Annotated in this window: 13 protein-coding genes; 7 read left to right on the top strand and 6 right to left on the bottom strand. The window is 68.4% G+C overall.

What is annotated here, in order from left to right:
• Nucleotides 1-71 precede the first annotated feature (71 nt).
• A complete protein-coding gene (locus RAB70_RS01150) occupies nucleotides 72-896 on the top strand; it encodes an alpha/beta fold hydrolase (RefSeq protein ID WP_148827953.1) in 825 nt (274 codons plus the stop codon).
• A 131-nt stretch (nucleotides 897-1,027) separates the two neighbouring features.
• On the opposite strand, the gene RAB70_RS01145 is transcribed toward RAB70_RS01150, so the two are convergent.
• On the bottom strand, nucleotides 1,028-2,245 hold the full coding sequence (locus RAB70_RS01145) for a glycoside hydrolase family 30 beta sandwich domain-containing protein (RefSeq protein WP_192578910.1): 1,218 nt from the start codon (nucleotides 2,243-2,245) through the stop codon (nucleotides 1,028-1,030).
• Between the two features lie 334 nt (nucleotides 2,246-2,579).
• Here RAB70_RS01145 and RAB70_RS01140 point away from each other — a divergent pair, with 334 nt between their 5' ends.
• The 3 genes from RAB70_RS01140 (at nucleotide 2,580) to RAB70_RS01130 (ending at nucleotide 5,650) form a co-directional block, all read left to right on the top strand.
• Nucleotides 2,580-4,667 (top strand): beta-galactosidase, encoded by a 2,088-nt coding sequence (locus tag RAB70_RS01140; RefSeq protein ID WP_148827954.1) that lies wholly within the window; start codon nucleotides 2,580-2,582, stop codon nucleotides 4,665-4,667.
• A gap of 208 nt (nucleotides 4,668-4,875) precedes the next feature.
• Complete coding sequence (locus tag RAB70_RS01135; protein ID WP_148827972.1) at nucleotides 4,876-5,196, top strand: DUF3817 domain-containing protein; 321 nt, start codon at nucleotides 4,876-4,878, stop codon at nucleotides 5,194-5,196.
• 121 nt (nucleotides 5,197-5,317) lie between these two features.
• Complete coding sequence (locus tag RAB70_RS01130) at nucleotides 5,318-5,650, top strand: hypothetical protein (protein ID WP_225851556.1); 333 nt, start codon at nucleotides 5,318-5,320, stop codon at nucleotides 5,648-5,650.
• A gap of 27 nt (nucleotides 5,651-5,677) precedes the next feature.
• Here RAB70_RS01130 and RAB70_RS01125 read toward each other — a convergent pair whose 3' ends face one another.
• Both RAB70_RS01125 and RAB70_RS01120 read right to left on the bottom strand, forming a co-directional pair.
• Complete coding sequence (locus RAB70_RS01125; protein ID WP_148827955.1) at nucleotides 5,678-6,769, bottom strand: DUF1615 domain-containing protein; 1,092 nt, start codon at nucleotides 6,767-6,769, stop codon at nucleotides 5,678-5,680.
• A 65-nt stretch (nucleotides 6,770-6,834) separates the two neighbouring features.
• Nucleotides 6,835-7,668, bottom strand: coding sequence for an NAD(P)H-dependent oxidoreductase (locus RAB70_RS01120; RefSeq protein WP_148827956.1), 834 nt, complete (start codon nucleotides 7,666-7,668; stop codon nucleotides 6,835-6,837).
• Nucleotides 7,669-7,752: 84 nt separating this feature from the next.
• Between RAB70_RS01120 and RAB70_RS01115 the strand changes: the two genes are divergently transcribed.
• Complete coding sequence (locus tag RAB70_RS01115) at nucleotides 7,753-8,646, top strand: LysR family transcriptional regulator (protein ID WP_148827957.1); 894 nt, start codon at nucleotides 7,753-7,755, stop codon at nucleotides 8,644-8,646.
• A 19-nt stretch (nucleotides 8,647-8,665) separates the two neighbouring features.
• Here the strand turns inward: RAB70_RS01115 and RAB70_RS01110 are convergent, their stop codons facing one another.
• The 3 genes from RAB70_RS01110 to RAB70_RS01100 all read right to left on the bottom strand — a co-directional run bounded on the left by RAB70_RS01110 (nucleotide 8,666) and on the right by RAB70_RS01100 (nucleotide 11,666).
• On the bottom strand, nucleotides 8,666-9,532 hold the full coding sequence (locus RAB70_RS01110) for an SAM-dependent methyltransferase (RefSeq protein WP_225851557.1): 867 nt from the start codon (nucleotides 9,530-9,532) through the stop codon (nucleotides 8,666-8,668).
• 218 nt (nucleotides 9,533-9,750) lie between these two features.
• Complete coding sequence (locus RAB70_RS01105) at nucleotides 9,751-11,043, bottom strand: peptidoglycan-binding protein (RefSeq protein ID WP_148827959.1); 1,293 nt, start codon at nucleotides 11,041-11,043, stop codon at nucleotides 9,751-9,753.
• Nucleotides 10,968-11,666, bottom strand: coding sequence for a hypothetical protein (locus RAB70_RS01100; RefSeq protein ID WP_225851558.1), 699 nt, complete (start codon nucleotides 11,664-11,666; stop codon nucleotides 10,968-10,970). The genes RAB70_RS01105 and RAB70_RS01100 overlap by 76 nt, the downstream gene beginning before the upstream one ends.
• 292 nt (nucleotides 11,667-11,958) lie before the next feature.
• Here RAB70_RS01100 and RAB70_RS01095 point away from each other — a divergent pair, with 292 nt between their 5' ends.
• Both RAB70_RS01095 and RAB70_RS01090 read left to right on the top strand, forming a co-directional pair.
• Nucleotides 11,959-12,834 carry a DMT family transporter gene (locus RAB70_RS01095; RefSeq protein WP_026143535.1) on the top strand — a complete coding sequence of 292 codons (876 nt, stop codon included), beginning with the start codon at nucleotides 11,959-11,961 and terminating at the stop codon, nucleotides 12,832-12,834.
• 185 nt (nucleotides 12,835-13,019) lie between these two features.
• Nucleotides 13,020-13,376: a hypothetical protein gene (locus tag RAB70_RS01090; protein ID WP_148827960.1), complete on the top strand. Its 357-nt coding sequence runs from the start codon at nucleotides 13,020-13,022 to the stop codon at nucleotides 13,374-13,376.
• The last annotated feature ends 4 nt before the right edge of the window (nucleotides 13,377-13,380 follow it).

Below are 13,380 nucleotides of genomic sequence, written 5' to 3'. Positions count from 1 at the left end.
ACACGGCACTCACGCGGGCCGGACATGCGGCAGTGGAAGCTGCCGCGACTCCCCACCACGAGGTCCTGTCCATGGCTGCCACCAGCACACGTGTCCGTCTGCATGTCGAAGATACCGGCGGTGCCGGTCGTCCGGTGATCCTGATCCATGGCTGGCCGCTGTCGGCCGAGGCGTGGAAGGACCAGGTCGGGCCGCTGCAGCAGGCCGGCTACCGGGTCATCGCCTACGACCGTCGCGGCTTCGGCCGTTCCGAGAAGCCGGCCGACGGCTACGAGTACGACACCCTGGCCGACGACCTGGCCGGCATCATCGAAGACAAGCAACTGCGCGAGGCGGTGCTGGTCGGCTTCTCGATGGGCGGTGGCGAGGTGGCGCGCTACGTGGCGCGGCATGGCACCGAGAAGCTGGCAGCGGTAGTGTTCGCCTCCGCGGTGCCGCCGTACATGCTCAAGACCGACGACAACCCGGAAGGGCCGCTGAGCAAGGAGCAGGCGCAGGAGATGGAGCAGGGGCTGAAGGCCTCGCGCGAGACCTTCTTCGATGACTTCACCCGCGGCTTCTTCAGCGCCCACGGCACGCTGAAGGTCAGCGAGGCGCAGCGCCAGGAGGCGATCGCGCTGTGCCTGCAGAGCGATCAGACCGCGGCGCTGGGCTGCATGGAGGCGTTCGGCACCACCGATTTCCGCGAGGACCTCAAGAAGGTCGACGTGCCGACCCTGGTGCTGCACGGCGATGCCGACGCCACGGTGCCGTACGAAGGCTCGGGCCAGCGCACCCATCGCGCCATCGCCGGCAGCGACGTGGTGTTGCTGAGGGATGCGCCGCATGGCTGCAACACCAGTCATGCCGAGGAGTTCAATCAGGCGCTGCTGGGGTTCCTGGCCAAGCTGGGCTGATCGCTGGCGCGTGTCTCGGTGCCGACGCTCACGGCGTGGCACCGCGACGACGCGGACAGTACTTCCGAAAACGCCCGCGGCAGCGCCGGGCTGCCGCGGGTCGATCCAACAAATTCAAACCATCGCGACGATCACTCGCCGACCAGCGTCGCCACGCTCTGCGGGTCGACATAGACCACGGTCTGGCCCGAAGCGACGCTGTACTTGCCGCCGTAGCCGACGTTGAGGCTGGACGAGGTGCTGTACTTGGTGAACGCGGTGGCGCTGCCGGCGGGCACGTGCACGGTGATCTGCCGATGCTGGGTGCCGGTGTTGACCGCCACCAGGACCAGCTTGCCGTTCGGGGTCTTGTAGGCGCTGACCGCGACATCGCTATACGGCGCGGCGGTGGCGCCGATGCGCACCGAGCCCGGACGCACGAAGCGCGCGTATTGCGACATCACATAACCGCGCTTGCTCACCGTGCCGTTCTCGGCGATCAGCCCATAGCTGCGGCGGATGTACCACCAGAGGTAGCCGCTGTAGTTGGCCAGCATGCTGTTGTGCAGTTCGCTGCCCACGCCGAGCGCGGACGGCCAGGCGTTGCCGTCGGTGTTGTCGGTGTAGTGCTCGGTCATCCACAGCTGCTTGCCCTTGCTGCGCGCCAGCGGGTAGTCCTTGGGTTGCACGCCATACAGGTGCCCGCCGACGATGGACAGGTACTGGGCGGCGCTGCTGTTGAGCACCGGGTCAGTCAGCGCGGTGTTGAAGCCCAGCGACTCGGCGGCGAGCAGCTTGAACTTGCCGAACTTCGCACCCTGCGCGCCGATGAAGTTGAGGAAGTCGGTGCCGTTCCAGTCGCCCGACTCGTAGTCCGGATGCCAGTCCGGCTCGTTCTGCAGCGACAGGGCGTAGATCGGCGCGCCCTTGCTGTCCATGTAGGCGGTGAAATCCAGCAGGTGCTTGGCGTACGCGTCGTAGTACTGCGGCAGCAGCTTGCCGCCGTTGTTGAGGTTGTTGTTGGACTTCATGTAGGCCGGCGCCGACCACGGCGTGGCCAGCAGCACCGGGCCGTGCGCGCGGGCCCGCACCGCCGACGGCACCTGCTGGCTCCAGCCGGAGCTGGATGGATCGATGCGCATGCGCATGATCGACAGGCCGATCTGCCCCGTGTCGCTGCCGAAGGCCAGGTCGACCTGGGCCGGGGTGAGGTCGGCGATCCAGCCGGCGCCGTTCATGCCGCCGAAGCCCTGGATGGTCTGGTGGACCTCGCTCGGGGTCACGGTGACGGTCTGCGCCAGGGCGGTGCCGGCCGAGAGCAGCGTGGCGGCCGCGGCGAGCAAGGTGCCGAGCAAGCGAGGGGTCTTCATGGCGTGTCCAGCGGTTGGGGGAGGCGTGACGCTAGCCAGCGCAGATGACCATTTCAATGTCGCGGTCGTCCAAAGCGTTCAAGTGAGACCGGTGGCGCAACGCGAGCACAACGGTGTCCTCAGTCCACATCGGTGCACGGGTCGCGCTGGATGGCGCGATGCAGCGTTGGCGCATCATGCGTTACGCGGTGAGGTACGGCGCGCGGATTGTGCGCAGTTGCGCGCGCAAACGCCGCAAGATGCACAAGTGCGCGCATGGCAAAACTGCGCACAATGCAGGCGCTGGCACAGCGCAGGGGGCGTGCCGGCGTTTCCTCTTGCGAAGGTCTTGCGCATGCCACTGTTCCGTGTTCCGCAACGCTGCGGCGTTGTCCTGTTCGCTGCGATGCTGTCGATCCTGCTCTGCCTGCCGATGCTGGCGCAGGCGCAGGCCACCCGTTATCGCGACGTTGCGCCGCTGTTGCTGGGCGTGGCCTGGTATCCGGAGCAATGGCCGGAGGCACAGTGGGAGCACGACCTGGCGCTGATGCAGGCGGCGCACGTGCGCGTGGTGCGGATCGGCGAGTTCGCCTGGAGCCGGATGGAGCCGCGCGAGGGGCAGTACGACTTCGACTGGATGGACCGCGCCATCGCCGCGGCCGCGCGGCACGGCATGGTGGTGGTGCTGGGCACGCCGACCGCGGCGCCGCCGGCGTGGTTGACCCAGGCCTACCCGGATACCTTGCGGGTCAGCCAGGACGGCGTGCGCGACGAACACGGCAACCGTCAGCAATTCTCCTTCGCCAGCACCCGCTACCGGCGCTTCGCGCATGCCATCGCCGAGCAGATGGCGCAGCGCTACGGGCACAACCCGCACGTGGTCGGCTGGCAACTGGACAACGAGTACGCGCAGTCCTCGTTCGATCCCGAGGCCAAGGCGCAGTTCCACGCCTGGCTGCAGCGCAAGTACGGCAGCATCGAGGCGCTCAACCAGCGCTGGGCCACCGCCTACTGGAGCCAGACCTACAACGACTTCGCGCAGATCCCGGTGCGCGAGGACGAGGAAAATCCGGCGCTGTTGCTGGAGTGGAAGCGCTTCGTCAGCGACACCTGGGCCGACTATTCGCGCAACCAGATCGACGCGATTCGCCCGCATGCCGATCCGCGCCAGTTCATCACCACCAACACCATGGGCTGGTTCGCCGGTTTCGACGCCTACACCGTGCACGACGTGCTCGACATCGCCGCCTGGGACGACTACGTCGCCGGCGAGCGCTACGACTGGGTGGACAATGCGGCACGCCACGATCTGACCCGCGGCTACAAGCAGCGCAACTACTGGGTGATGGAAACCCAGCCGGGCTTCGTCAACTGGCGCGCGACCAACGTGGCGCTGCGCAAGGGCCAGGTACGCGCGATGGCGTGGCAGGCGGTGGCGCATGGCGCCGATGCAGTCTCGTACTGGCAGTGGCGCGCCGCGCCCAACGGGCAGGAGGAATACCATGGCACCCTGGTCGGTGCCGATGGCACGCCGGTGCCGGTGTATGCGGAGATCCAGCAGGTCGGTGCGGAGTTCGCCAAGGCCGGTCCGGCGCTGGCCGGCACCACGCCGCAGGCGCAGGTGGCGCTGATCAACGACTTCGACAGCCGCTGGGCGATCGGCTTCCAGAAGCACGCGGCCGACTTCGATCCGGTCGTGCAGATGAAGAGCTTCTACCGGCCGCTGCGGCAGCAGGCGCAGGTGGTCGACGTGATCTCGGCGATGGCGCCGTTGGAGCGCTACAAGCTGGTGGTGACGCCGGCGCTGAACGTGCTGACCGAGGCGCAGGCGCAGCGGCTGAAGGCCTATGTCGAACACGGCGGGCATCTGGTGCTGGGGCCGCGCAGCGGCATGAAGAACATCGACAACGGCCTGCATCCGCAGCGCCAGCCCGGTCCGCTGGCGGCGTTGCTCGGTGGGCGCGTGGAGCAGTTCTATGCGCTGGACAAGCCGATCCCGCTGGTCGGTGCGGGCGCCGACGGCAGCGCCAAAATCTGGGCCGAACAGTTGCAGGCTACTGCCGCCGACACCACCGTGCCGCTGCGCTACGGCGCGACCAACGGCTGGCTGGATGGCGCACCGGCGCTGCTGACCCGGCGCGTCGGCAAGGGCCGAATCAGCTATGTCGGTGGCTGGTTCGACGACGCCACGCTGGATCGCCTCACCGGTGACTGGTTGCGCGACGCCGGGGTGCAGGCGCCGCTGGCCGACGTGCCGGAAGATGTGGAAGTGGGCGTGCGCAGCGATGGCGCGCGGCGCATCGTGGTGTTGATCAACCATGGCGCCACCGCGCACACCGTGCGGCTGCCGGCGTCGATGCGCGCGCTGCTGGGGCCGACGCCGAGCGGCGACACAGTGCAGCTGGCGCCCGACGACGTGGCGGTGCTGGAACAGCGTCGCTGACGACTGCGGCGGTGCGCTGCCGCGCATTGCCGGCCGCGCAATGACGGATCGGTGCGGGCTGTGCGCCTGACTGGCGCTTGCGCTGGTGCGGGCCAAGCGCGAACACACGCTCTACAATGCACCTGCCAGCGGGCGTCGCCGCCGCCATCGCGTCGCGGCCTCGTCCCCGTCACTGGAGTTGCGTGTGTCTTTGTCTTCTTCCCGTCCGTTGTCGCCGGTGGGCCGGCTGTTCGCCGCTGCCGCCGTGTTCGAAGGCCTGACCTGGGCCGGCCTGTTGCTCGGCATGCTGCTCAAGTACGGCACCCAGACCACCGAGCTGGGCGTGTGGCTGTTCGGCCGTCTGCATGGCGTGGCGTTCCTGCTGTACGTGGTCGCCAGTTTGCTCGCGGCGCTGCGGTTGCGTTGGCCCTGGTGGGCGTGGGCGTTGAGCCTGCTGGCGGCGCTGCCGCCGCTGGTCACGGTGCCGCTGGAACTGTGGTTCCGCCGGATCGGCCTGCTCGGCGCGCCAGGGCAGCGTGCCGTGGAATAGTGCAGGCGCTGCGGCGCAGGCGAGACATCTTGCCCGTGTGGTGCGCTGCATCGGTGGTGCGTTGTGACTGCATTCTCCGGCAGCGCTCTAGAATGCTGTCCCCAGTGCAGGCGAGGATGCCATGGGAAAACGCAAACGACGACCGCCCCCGCCAATGCCGACACCCACGCGCCTGCAACGGCTGGTCGCGCGTCTGGAACGGCCGGTGTTGATGTTGATGGCGGCGGTCATGGTGGCGGTCGCCGCGATGAAGCTGTACCTGCTGGCTAAAGCGCTGCAGAGCGGCGTGTACATCGGCGTACCGAGAGCCGGGCCGAAACGGATCTATCAGCTGGCGACCGATCCAGGCCACTACTGGTTCTCGATCGCGTGGGACAGCGTGGTCTGCCTCGTGTTGCTGGCGCTGGCCATCGCAATGGGCTGGGCGCTGATGGCGTTACGCAAACCGAAGTAGTGCGCTGCCATCGGCGTGTCGCGGCGATCACCTTGCCAGGCAACGCTGCCAACGCTCGGCCACGCGCTGCGCGAACCAGGCGGTGGTGAGCTTGCGGGTGATCTTCGGGCTTTCCAGGGCGATGCCCGGCAGTACCGCGCGTGGCAGCGGCTTGCCGGCATCGCGGTCTGCCAGGGCGAACACCTGGCGATACAGCGCGCCGTCGGCGAAATCCGCCTCGCTGCCGCGCTGCAGTTCGCGGCGGATCGTGCGCGCGTCCATGCCCAGTTGCGTGCCCAGGCTGCGTGCGGCGCGCTCGGTGGCGCCGGGGGCGTCGAGCTCGGCGCCGGGCGTCAGCAGATCGCCATCGAGGGCGAGCGAGATGCCGCTGGCGCGCGCCAGCGCGGCCTGGAATGCGGCATTGCGGCTGGCGTACCAGCCCGCATTGAAGTCGGCGAAGCGGTACAGCATCGCCGCTTCGTTCGGGTAGCCGAGCAGGTGGCGGGTGCCGAACCAGATGCCACCGCGGCGGCTGAACACCGCGTGGCGCACGCCGTCGCTCAGCGGATACGGATAGCCGTCGGTATGCGCCTGCGCGAAGGCGATGCTCACCTGCATCGGCCCGGCGGTGTGCACCGGGTTGAGATCGCCGAACAGGCGCTGGCCCAGCGGCACGCTGCCGGCGATGTCCTCGAAGATGCTGCTGAGGTCCTGCTCGGTGCGCGCGGCCGCCAGACGTTCGGCATAGCTGCGCCCATCCGGCCCACGCAGTTTGAGCGCCGCATCCAGCGCGAACGCCGGCACATGCACCGCCGCCGCGCGCCGCTGCAGTTCCGCTCGGGCGATCTTGCCCAGCCCCGGCACCGGCGGATTGGTCTGGTAGGTCGATTCCTGTTCGATCACCGCCAGGACCGCACAGATGTTCTCGGCATTGGTGCCCAGACTCTGCGAGGCCAGGGCCACGTAGACGTCGTCGGCCCAGCCGCGGCGATCGGGTACCGTGGCCGGGATACGCCGGGCGATGTCGGCCTTGACCTCGCTGGGCGTGCGCTCGGGCAGGCGTGGCGCCTGCGTGGCGCAGGCGCCGAGCAAGGCGGCGCTGCACACGGCGAGCAGGCGGACGAAGACGGCGGTGGGCATCGGCGCGGCGGCTCCAACGGAGTGGTGGTCGCCTGCATCCTACAGGTGCGATGTCGGCATCGCGCCTACGTCGTCGGCTTCGACGCTGTGCGGTCGGAGGTCGCCGCCGCTTGCGTGTCCGCGTCGAGCACATGGATGCCGAAGCCGCTGCGGCCGGGTGCGAACCCCTCCCGCAGCGTCAGTGCCGGGATCGCGTAGTCGCCTGCGTTCTGCTTGCGGAACGCGATCGGCGTGGTGCTGAACAGTGTGTCCAGCCGTTCGCCCAGCGCCGCGCTGGTCTGCGCGAAACGCGCCGCATCCATGCGTCCGCTGCGGTACACCACGAACGGCGGCAGCACGTCGAACCCGGGGTAATGCAGGATGCCGTGCTGGATGGGGAACAGCAGGTCGTCGATCGGCCCGTTGATGCCGCGCGGTGCGTAGTGCGATTCCCAGCCGCCGGCGGTGACGATCAGCATCGCGCGCTTGCCGGCCAGCGTGCCTTCGCCGTAGCGGTCGCCCCAGTGCGTGTCGGAGTGTTCGCCGACGCCGTAGGCGAAGCCGCAGGCATACACCCGGTCCACCCAGCCCTTGAGGATGGCCGGCATCGAGAACCACCACAGCGGGAACTGCAGCAGCAGCGCATCGGCCCAGCGCAGCTTGTCCTGCTCGGCGGCGATGTCCGCGCACTGACGGCCGCTGGCGAAGGCGCGCTGCGAGTCGCGCGAAGGATCGAAGCGCGCGTCCGCGGCGCCGTCCAGGCTGTCCTGCGCGTCGACGGTGGTTTTCCAGTCCATCGCATACAGGTCCGACACCTGTACGCGATGGCCGGCGGCCTGCAGGCGGTGTACCGCGACCTGCTTGAGGGCGCCATTGAGCGAGGCGGGTTCGGGATGGGCATAGACCAGCAGCACGTTCATGCGGGTTCTCGATGAGGGAAGGTCTCCACGCTAGGCCGCGCTTCGCTATAGTGGAAATGAATTGCCTTGATAGTCGCTATTGCCATGGTTGATTTGCGGCGCCTGGACCTCAATCTGCTGCTGACCCTGGACACGTTGCTCGACACGCACAACGTGACCCGCGCCGCGGCGCGCCTGCATCTGTCGCAGCCCTCGGTCAGCGTGCACCTGGCCAAGTTGCGCGAAGCGCTGGGCGATCCGTTGCTGCTGCCGGGGCCGCGCGGCATGCGCCCCACCGCACGCGCCGACGCGCTGCGCGTCCCGTTGCGCGAGGCCTTGCAGGCACTGCAGCAGGCGGTGGCGCCGGACGCGCCGTTCGATCCGTCGCGCGCGCAGACGCTGTGGCGGGTGGCGGCCAGCGACTACGGCGCCTCCACCGTGCTGCTGCCGGCGATCGCCGCTTTGCGCCGGGTGGCGCCGGGTACAGCGTTGGCGGTGCTGCAGCTGTCGCCGCCGTCGATCGCGCAGCAGGCCGAACAGGGCCAGATCGACCTGGCCCTGCACACCGTCGCCGACGCACCGCCCGGCCTGCGCCGGCGCACGCTGTTCGCCGAACACTACGTGCTGGTCGGTCGGGCCGGCCATCCGCGGTTGCGACGACGGCCGAGTCTGGCGCAGTTCTGCGCGCTCGAACACGTCATCGTCTCGCCCGATGGTGGCGGTTTCAGCGGCGTCACCGATGCCGCGCTGCGCGCGCATGGCCTGCAGCGCCGGGTGGTGCTGTCGGTGCCGCACTTCCAGTTCGTGGTCTCCGCGCTCCAGCGCAGCGACCTGGTGGCGATGCTGCCCGAGCGCCTGGTGCGCGATCAGCCCGGCCTGCGGGTGTGCGCGCCACCGCTGGAACTACCCGGCTACGAGATGGCCATGCTCTGGCACGAGCGCGTGCACCGCGATCCGGCGCACCGCTGGTTGCGCGAGCACATTCTCGCGTCGATCTGATGCGGCGGAGGCGATCGCCTCAGCGGCGCGTGCCCAGGACGCCGTCCAGGGCCAGTTGCGCGGCGAAGCCGGCCTTCTCCAGGCGCCTGGCCACCTCGCGCGGCACGTCGCGCCCGCTGGTGAGTTTGTTCGGGCTGCCGGTGTAGTGGAACAGCCGGCCGCCGCGGCGCAGCACCCGCGCGAGTTGGTCGTAGAAGGTTTGCGCGTAGAGTTCGCCGGCGATGCCGAAGCGTGGCGGGTCGTGCAGGATCGCGTCCATCGACGCGTCGGCGATGCCGCCGATGGCAGCGCCGACATCGCCATGGGTCAGTTGCAGGCGACCATCGCTGGTGGCCGGATCCGGCGACCACGGATTGAGCGTGCGCAGCCACAGCACGTCGGCGTTCTTTTCGAACGAGTGCAGGCGTGCCACGCCGGCCTCCAGCGCGCAGGCGGCGAAATAGCCGAGGCCGCCGCAGGTATCGAGCACCTGCTTGCCGCGCGGTTCCACCAGCGCCACCTTGCGCCGCGCGTCCTCGAACGGCGACAGCTGCGCGCTGGGCAGCATCTTGATGCCATCGATCTCGAAGGTCGGCGCGCCCCACTCGGTCGGCACCAGCTTGATCAGCGCACCGCCGAAGCGCGACACCGCGGCGAAGTCCTCGCCGTCCCAGTAGTACAGCGTGCGGTCCTTGAGCTTGCCCGGATAGGGATAGTCGTGTCCCTGCCACTGCCAGCTTTCAGCGCCAAGCAACGCCTGGCCTTGGCTGCGCTCCAGGTCGAGCGAGCCGGACCAGGTGGCGGCGCCGGCATCGCGCGCGGCGAGCAGCGCGGCGGCGAGCGGACGGGTGAGCAGGGGGCCGGAATAGCGGGTCACGGGGGATCTGCCGGCGGCAGGGCGCGGCATGGGGCTCGGATGCGGGAGCGCATCGTAACCGACGCGGCGCCGAGAGGGGATGACTGCGACGGGCAAGCGCCGCAGTTGCCGTCGCTAAATGCGAAACGCATCGGCAGCATTGCGGCGCCGGACCAAAGCGCTACTCCGGCAGAAGCGCTTTGCTCTCCGGTGCACATCCCACCGGGACCGACGTGCCGCGCGCTGCGCGAGCAACGCGGCAGCTTCGCTCAATGCGCCATGCCACCGCGTGCCTGCGCAGGTTCCTGCTGCGGGGCTGGCTGCTGCAATGCTTGATCGCGCTGTTGATTCTGCGCATCCACCTGGCGGGTGCTTTCCTGCAGCGTCGGCGCCTGGTCCAGATCGACACGCGTACGAAATCCTGGTGTGTTGCCGGCGACGAACGCAACCTTGTCCTGCACCGTGACCGCCTGCAGTTGCTGCGGGCCCTGGATGCCCTCGGCCTTGGCCGCTTGCAAGGTGTGCGCGACTTGCGCGTCGGTGGCGCGGGGCATGCGTTCGCGCAACGCGTTGAAGAACGGATGGTCGGCGTGTGTGGCTTCGGAGACCAGCGGCGAACGCTTGGCCTCGGCCAGGGCCGTCCGTGTGTCGCGTCCGACCACGGCATCGTCATCCAGGCCATGCGCGCGCTGAAACTCTTTCAGGGCATGGCGCGTATTGCGTCCGAAGTCGCCATCCGGCTTCAACGGCTTGCCGTCGGCGCCATGGTAGCCCAGCTCAGCCAACTGTTCCTGCAGTGCCCGGGTTTGCTGGTTGCGCTCATCCCCACCCATGCTGGCCAACTGCTGCAGCGAGACCTTGCCGCTCTGGATGTCGGCGACCAGTTCGGGCGTGATGGTCTGGGCCCATTGGTTCGCGGCCTGCACGCGTTCGTTGGCACCGTTGTCGCCACCATTGATGATGCGGCCCGCTGCACGGGCGTTGTCGCGCAGGTTCTCCGGCACGCGATCCCGCCAATACGCCACCGCGAGATTGGCCGCCGTCTGCGGTTCGGCCGCCAGGTCCGGGTTCTTGGCGAGATCGACATTGAAGCGCTGGCCGTAGCGCTCGTAGTTGTCGCGGCCGGTGTACTGCAGATAGCCGCGGCCATGAAACCGCCAGCCGTCGCCGGGTTCGGTATTGCCGAGATCGGCGCGGTTTTCGTACATCACGGTGGCAATGCGCTGCGGATCGCGGCTGGCGACGGCGTCCTCCACCTGCTTGCGGGTGAAGCGGTCATCGGCCGAGGAGACCGCGGCGATCACGCTGTCGGCCGAGGTATAGCCCAGGTTCTCGTGCATGCGCCGAAAGTGGCCGGTTTCGACGGCGGCGTTTCCCATCAGGTTGGCCAGTTCCGTCGGCGAGGTGATGCCGGAATCGACCGCAGTCTTGAGCAGCAGTGCCGAGCTTTCGTTGAAACGGGGCATGGTTCTCTCCTTGGAATCAATTACTGGACGACGGCGCGGTGCTTGTCCATGGCGTCCTGCAGTTTTTCTGGATCGATCTGCGAGATCGGGGTCCATGCGAAGTCCGCCGGATAGCTGGCGGTTCCGCGGAAGACGTCCATCGCGCCGCTCTGCGGATTCTCTGCCGGTGCCGTGCTGCTCGCTTCCGCCAGATACCAGGCTTTCTTGGCCGGGTCGTACTTCAACGTGTAGGTGACATTGCTGCGCGTCTGCTGGTTGACGTAGACGATTTCCTGCGGCTTCAGGCTCAGGTTGTCGTCCAGGCGCTTCGCGTTGCGCGCCACATCGTTGTAGAGGCAGTCGACCGCTTGCGGGCTACGGTCGGCCACGTTCCATGCCGCATTCGCCTGTTGCAGGACCAGCAGCTCGCAGGTATTGCCTGATGCATCGGCATTGGCGTGGCGGACGATGGCGACGGCATCGGTCCCGCCGTTGCCGGTCAGGTCGTGCTGTTTGAAGGCGAGTATCTGGTCTCCCGGCTTGAGCAAGGGTTGCAGGGATGCCTCCCCTGAAAGCGACGCCGCCGGCGAAGCGGGCGCCTTGGTGGTCGCTGCAGCAGGGGAGGGCGAGTCCGTGCCGCCGTTGGCGGCGTGGTCGGCCGGCGTGGTTTGCGCGGACGGTTGGCAGCCGATCAGGCTTGCCGCAAGGAGGAAAGGCAGACAACGTGACAGTGATGGCATCGGGCGGTCTCTGGCTGCATGCAACGGACGCGTTGCGATCGGGTTCAAGGCAGCAGGGAGGCCGACGAGGCGGTCTTGGGTTCGCGTCGTCCTGACACGGAGGCAACTCCCGCTCCCTGGATGCAACCGCGAGCGCACCCTTGGTTGCGCTGAGGCTTATAGCAACGCATTGCTTAAGAATTTGTTGTGTCTTGGACGGTTCGCGCGGTCGCTGCTTCCGTTCCCCCCGCATAATGGGCGCCAGTTCCCGTGTGCCCGGTATGGGCCGTCGTTCGATCGCAAGAGGCTCATGATGCTCAAGGGTGTGCTGCTCGGTTTCGCCTGTTACGCCGCCTACTCGATAAGCGACGCCTTCGTGAAGGGGCTGGAGGGGTCGCTGCCGGCCTACGAGGTGGTGTTCTTCGGGGCGCTGCTGATGCTCGCCGCGCTGCCGTTCCTGAAGAAGCCGGGCGATCGCTGGCGCGAAGTGGTGGTGGCGCAGCGGCCCAGCATCTGGCTGCTGCGCGCGTTCACCGGCGCGGCCGGCAATCTGTCCGCGGTCACTGCGTTCACCTTGCTGCCGATGGCCGAGGCGTTCGCGCTGATCTTCCTGATGCCGATCTTCGTCACCGTGCTGTCGGTGCTGCTGCTCAAGGAGGAGGTGCGCTGGCGGCGCTGGCTTGCGGTGATCGTCGGCTTCATCGGGGTGCTGGTGGTGCTGCGGCCGGGCTTCCGGCACCTGGGCCAGGGCCATGTCGCGGCGATCGTCTGCGGCTTGGTCGGGGCGGTTTCGGTGATCAGCCTGCGCATGGCCGGGCCCGGCGAGAAGCGCCTGACCCTGTACGGCGCCGGCGTGCTCGGCCCGCTGCTGATGGGCGGCCTGCTGATGCTGCCGACCTTCGTCTGGCCGACCTGGCAGCAATGGATCCTGCTGGCCGGCTACGGCCTGCTCGCCGGCCTGGCCGCGATCTTCATGATGTACGCCTCGCGGTCGGCGCCGATCAGCGCGGTGGCGCCGACCCAGTACAGCCAGATGCTGTGGGCGATCGGCTTCGGCTACTGGCTGTTCCACGATCACTTGGACTGGCCGATGGCGGTGGGTATCGCGCTGATCCTGGGCGCCGGGCTATTCACCCTGGTGCGCGAGGAGAAGGTCACGCGGTGGTGGCGGCGCACCAAATTGGTGTGAGCGCGGCCGCCTGAGCCGATCTCGGTCGCCGCACCGGCGCCGATCAGGAAATCGCCGACACGGCCGCCCACGCAGCGCGGCGATGCTGCCGGCTCACGGACGAGGCAGGGCAGCGGCGCGTGGCCGCGAGGGAGCGCAGCGGTTGCCGCGCCATCGGACTTTCCTTATCAAGATCGGAGAACGGCATGACGAACAATGCGATGGGGCAGTTGCTCGACGCCGCCGCCCATACGGGCGCGGCGGGTGTGCGGGTGGTGGCAGGCGTGGTCGGCGCGGACGGTGCGGTCCGCAACGGCGCGGGGTACACGGTGGCGCATGTGAGCACCGGCCACTACCTGGTGAGCTTCCAGCCGCCGTTCCAGGCGCTGGACGGCGTCTCGGTCACCCAGATCTACCCGGGTGACGGCAGCACCTGCGACAACGCGGTGATCATCCGCCTGGACGCGGGCCAGGTGCTGCTGAAGACAGGCGATGGCGGCGGCAACCAGTCCGATCGCGATTTCAGCTTCGTCGCGATCGGCCAGGGCGGCGCGCTGGCCTGAGTCG

It is taken from the genome of Xanthomonas sontii (assembly GCF_040529055.1).
GTDB classification, from domain to species: Bacteria; Pseudomonadota; Gammaproteobacteria; order Xanthomonadales; family Xanthomonadaceae; genus Xanthomonas_A; species Xanthomonas_A sontii.
Note: the sequence above shows the minus strand (reverse complement) of the source record. Positions and strands in the feature narration are given on the sequence as shown.

Excerpts from the sequence above, each read along its gene's own strand:
- RAB70_RS01150 (WP_148827953.1), top strand. The coding sequence starts at position 72 with ATGGCTGCCACCAGCACACGTGTCCGTCTGCATGTCGAAGATACCGGC.
- RAB70_RS01145 (WP_192578910.1), bottom strand. The coding sequence starts at position 2,245 with ATGAAGACCCCTCGCTTGCTCGGCACCTTGCTCGCCGCGGCCGCCACG.
- RAB70_RS01140 (WP_148827954.1), top strand. The coding sequence starts at position 2,580 with ATGCCACTGTTCCGTGTTCCGCAACGCTGCGGCGTTGTCCTGTTCGCT.
- RAB70_RS01130 (WP_225851556.1), top strand. The coding sequence starts at position 5,318 with ATGGGAAAACGCAAACGACGACCGCCCCCGCCAATGCCGACACCCACG.
- RAB70_RS01125 (WP_148827955.1), bottom strand. The coding sequence starts at position 6,769 with ATGCCCACCGCCGTCTTCGTCCGCCTGCTCGCCGTGTGCAGCGCCGCC.
- RAB70_RS01120 (WP_148827956.1), bottom strand. The coding sequence starts at position 7,668 with ATGAACGTGCTGCTGGTCTATGCCCATCCCGAACCCGCCTCGCTCAAT.
- RAB70_RS01115 (WP_148827957.1), top strand. The coding sequence starts at position 7,753 with ATGGTTGATTTGCGGCGCCTGGACCTCAATCTGCTGCTGACCCTGGAC.
- RAB70_RS01110 (WP_225851557.1), bottom strand. The coding sequence starts at position 9,532 with ATGCCGCGCCCTGCCGCCGGCAGATCCCCCGTGACCCGCTATTCCGGC.
- RAB70_RS01105 (WP_148827959.1), bottom strand. The coding sequence starts at position 11,043 with ATGGACCCCGATCTCGCAGATCGATCCAGAAAAACTGCAGGACGCCAT.
- RAB70_RS01100 (WP_225851558.1), bottom strand. The coding sequence starts at position 11,666 with ATGCCATCACTGTCACGTTGTCTGCCTTTCCTCCTTGCGGCAAGCCTG.
- RAB70_RS01095 (WP_026143535.1), top strand. The coding sequence starts at position 11,959 with ATGCTCAAGGGTGTGCTGCTCGGTTTCGCCTGTTACGCCGCCTACTCG.
- RAB70_RS01090 (WP_148827960.1), top strand. The coding sequence starts at position 13,020 with ATGACGAACAATGCGATGGGGCAGTTGCTCGACGCCGCCGCCCATACG.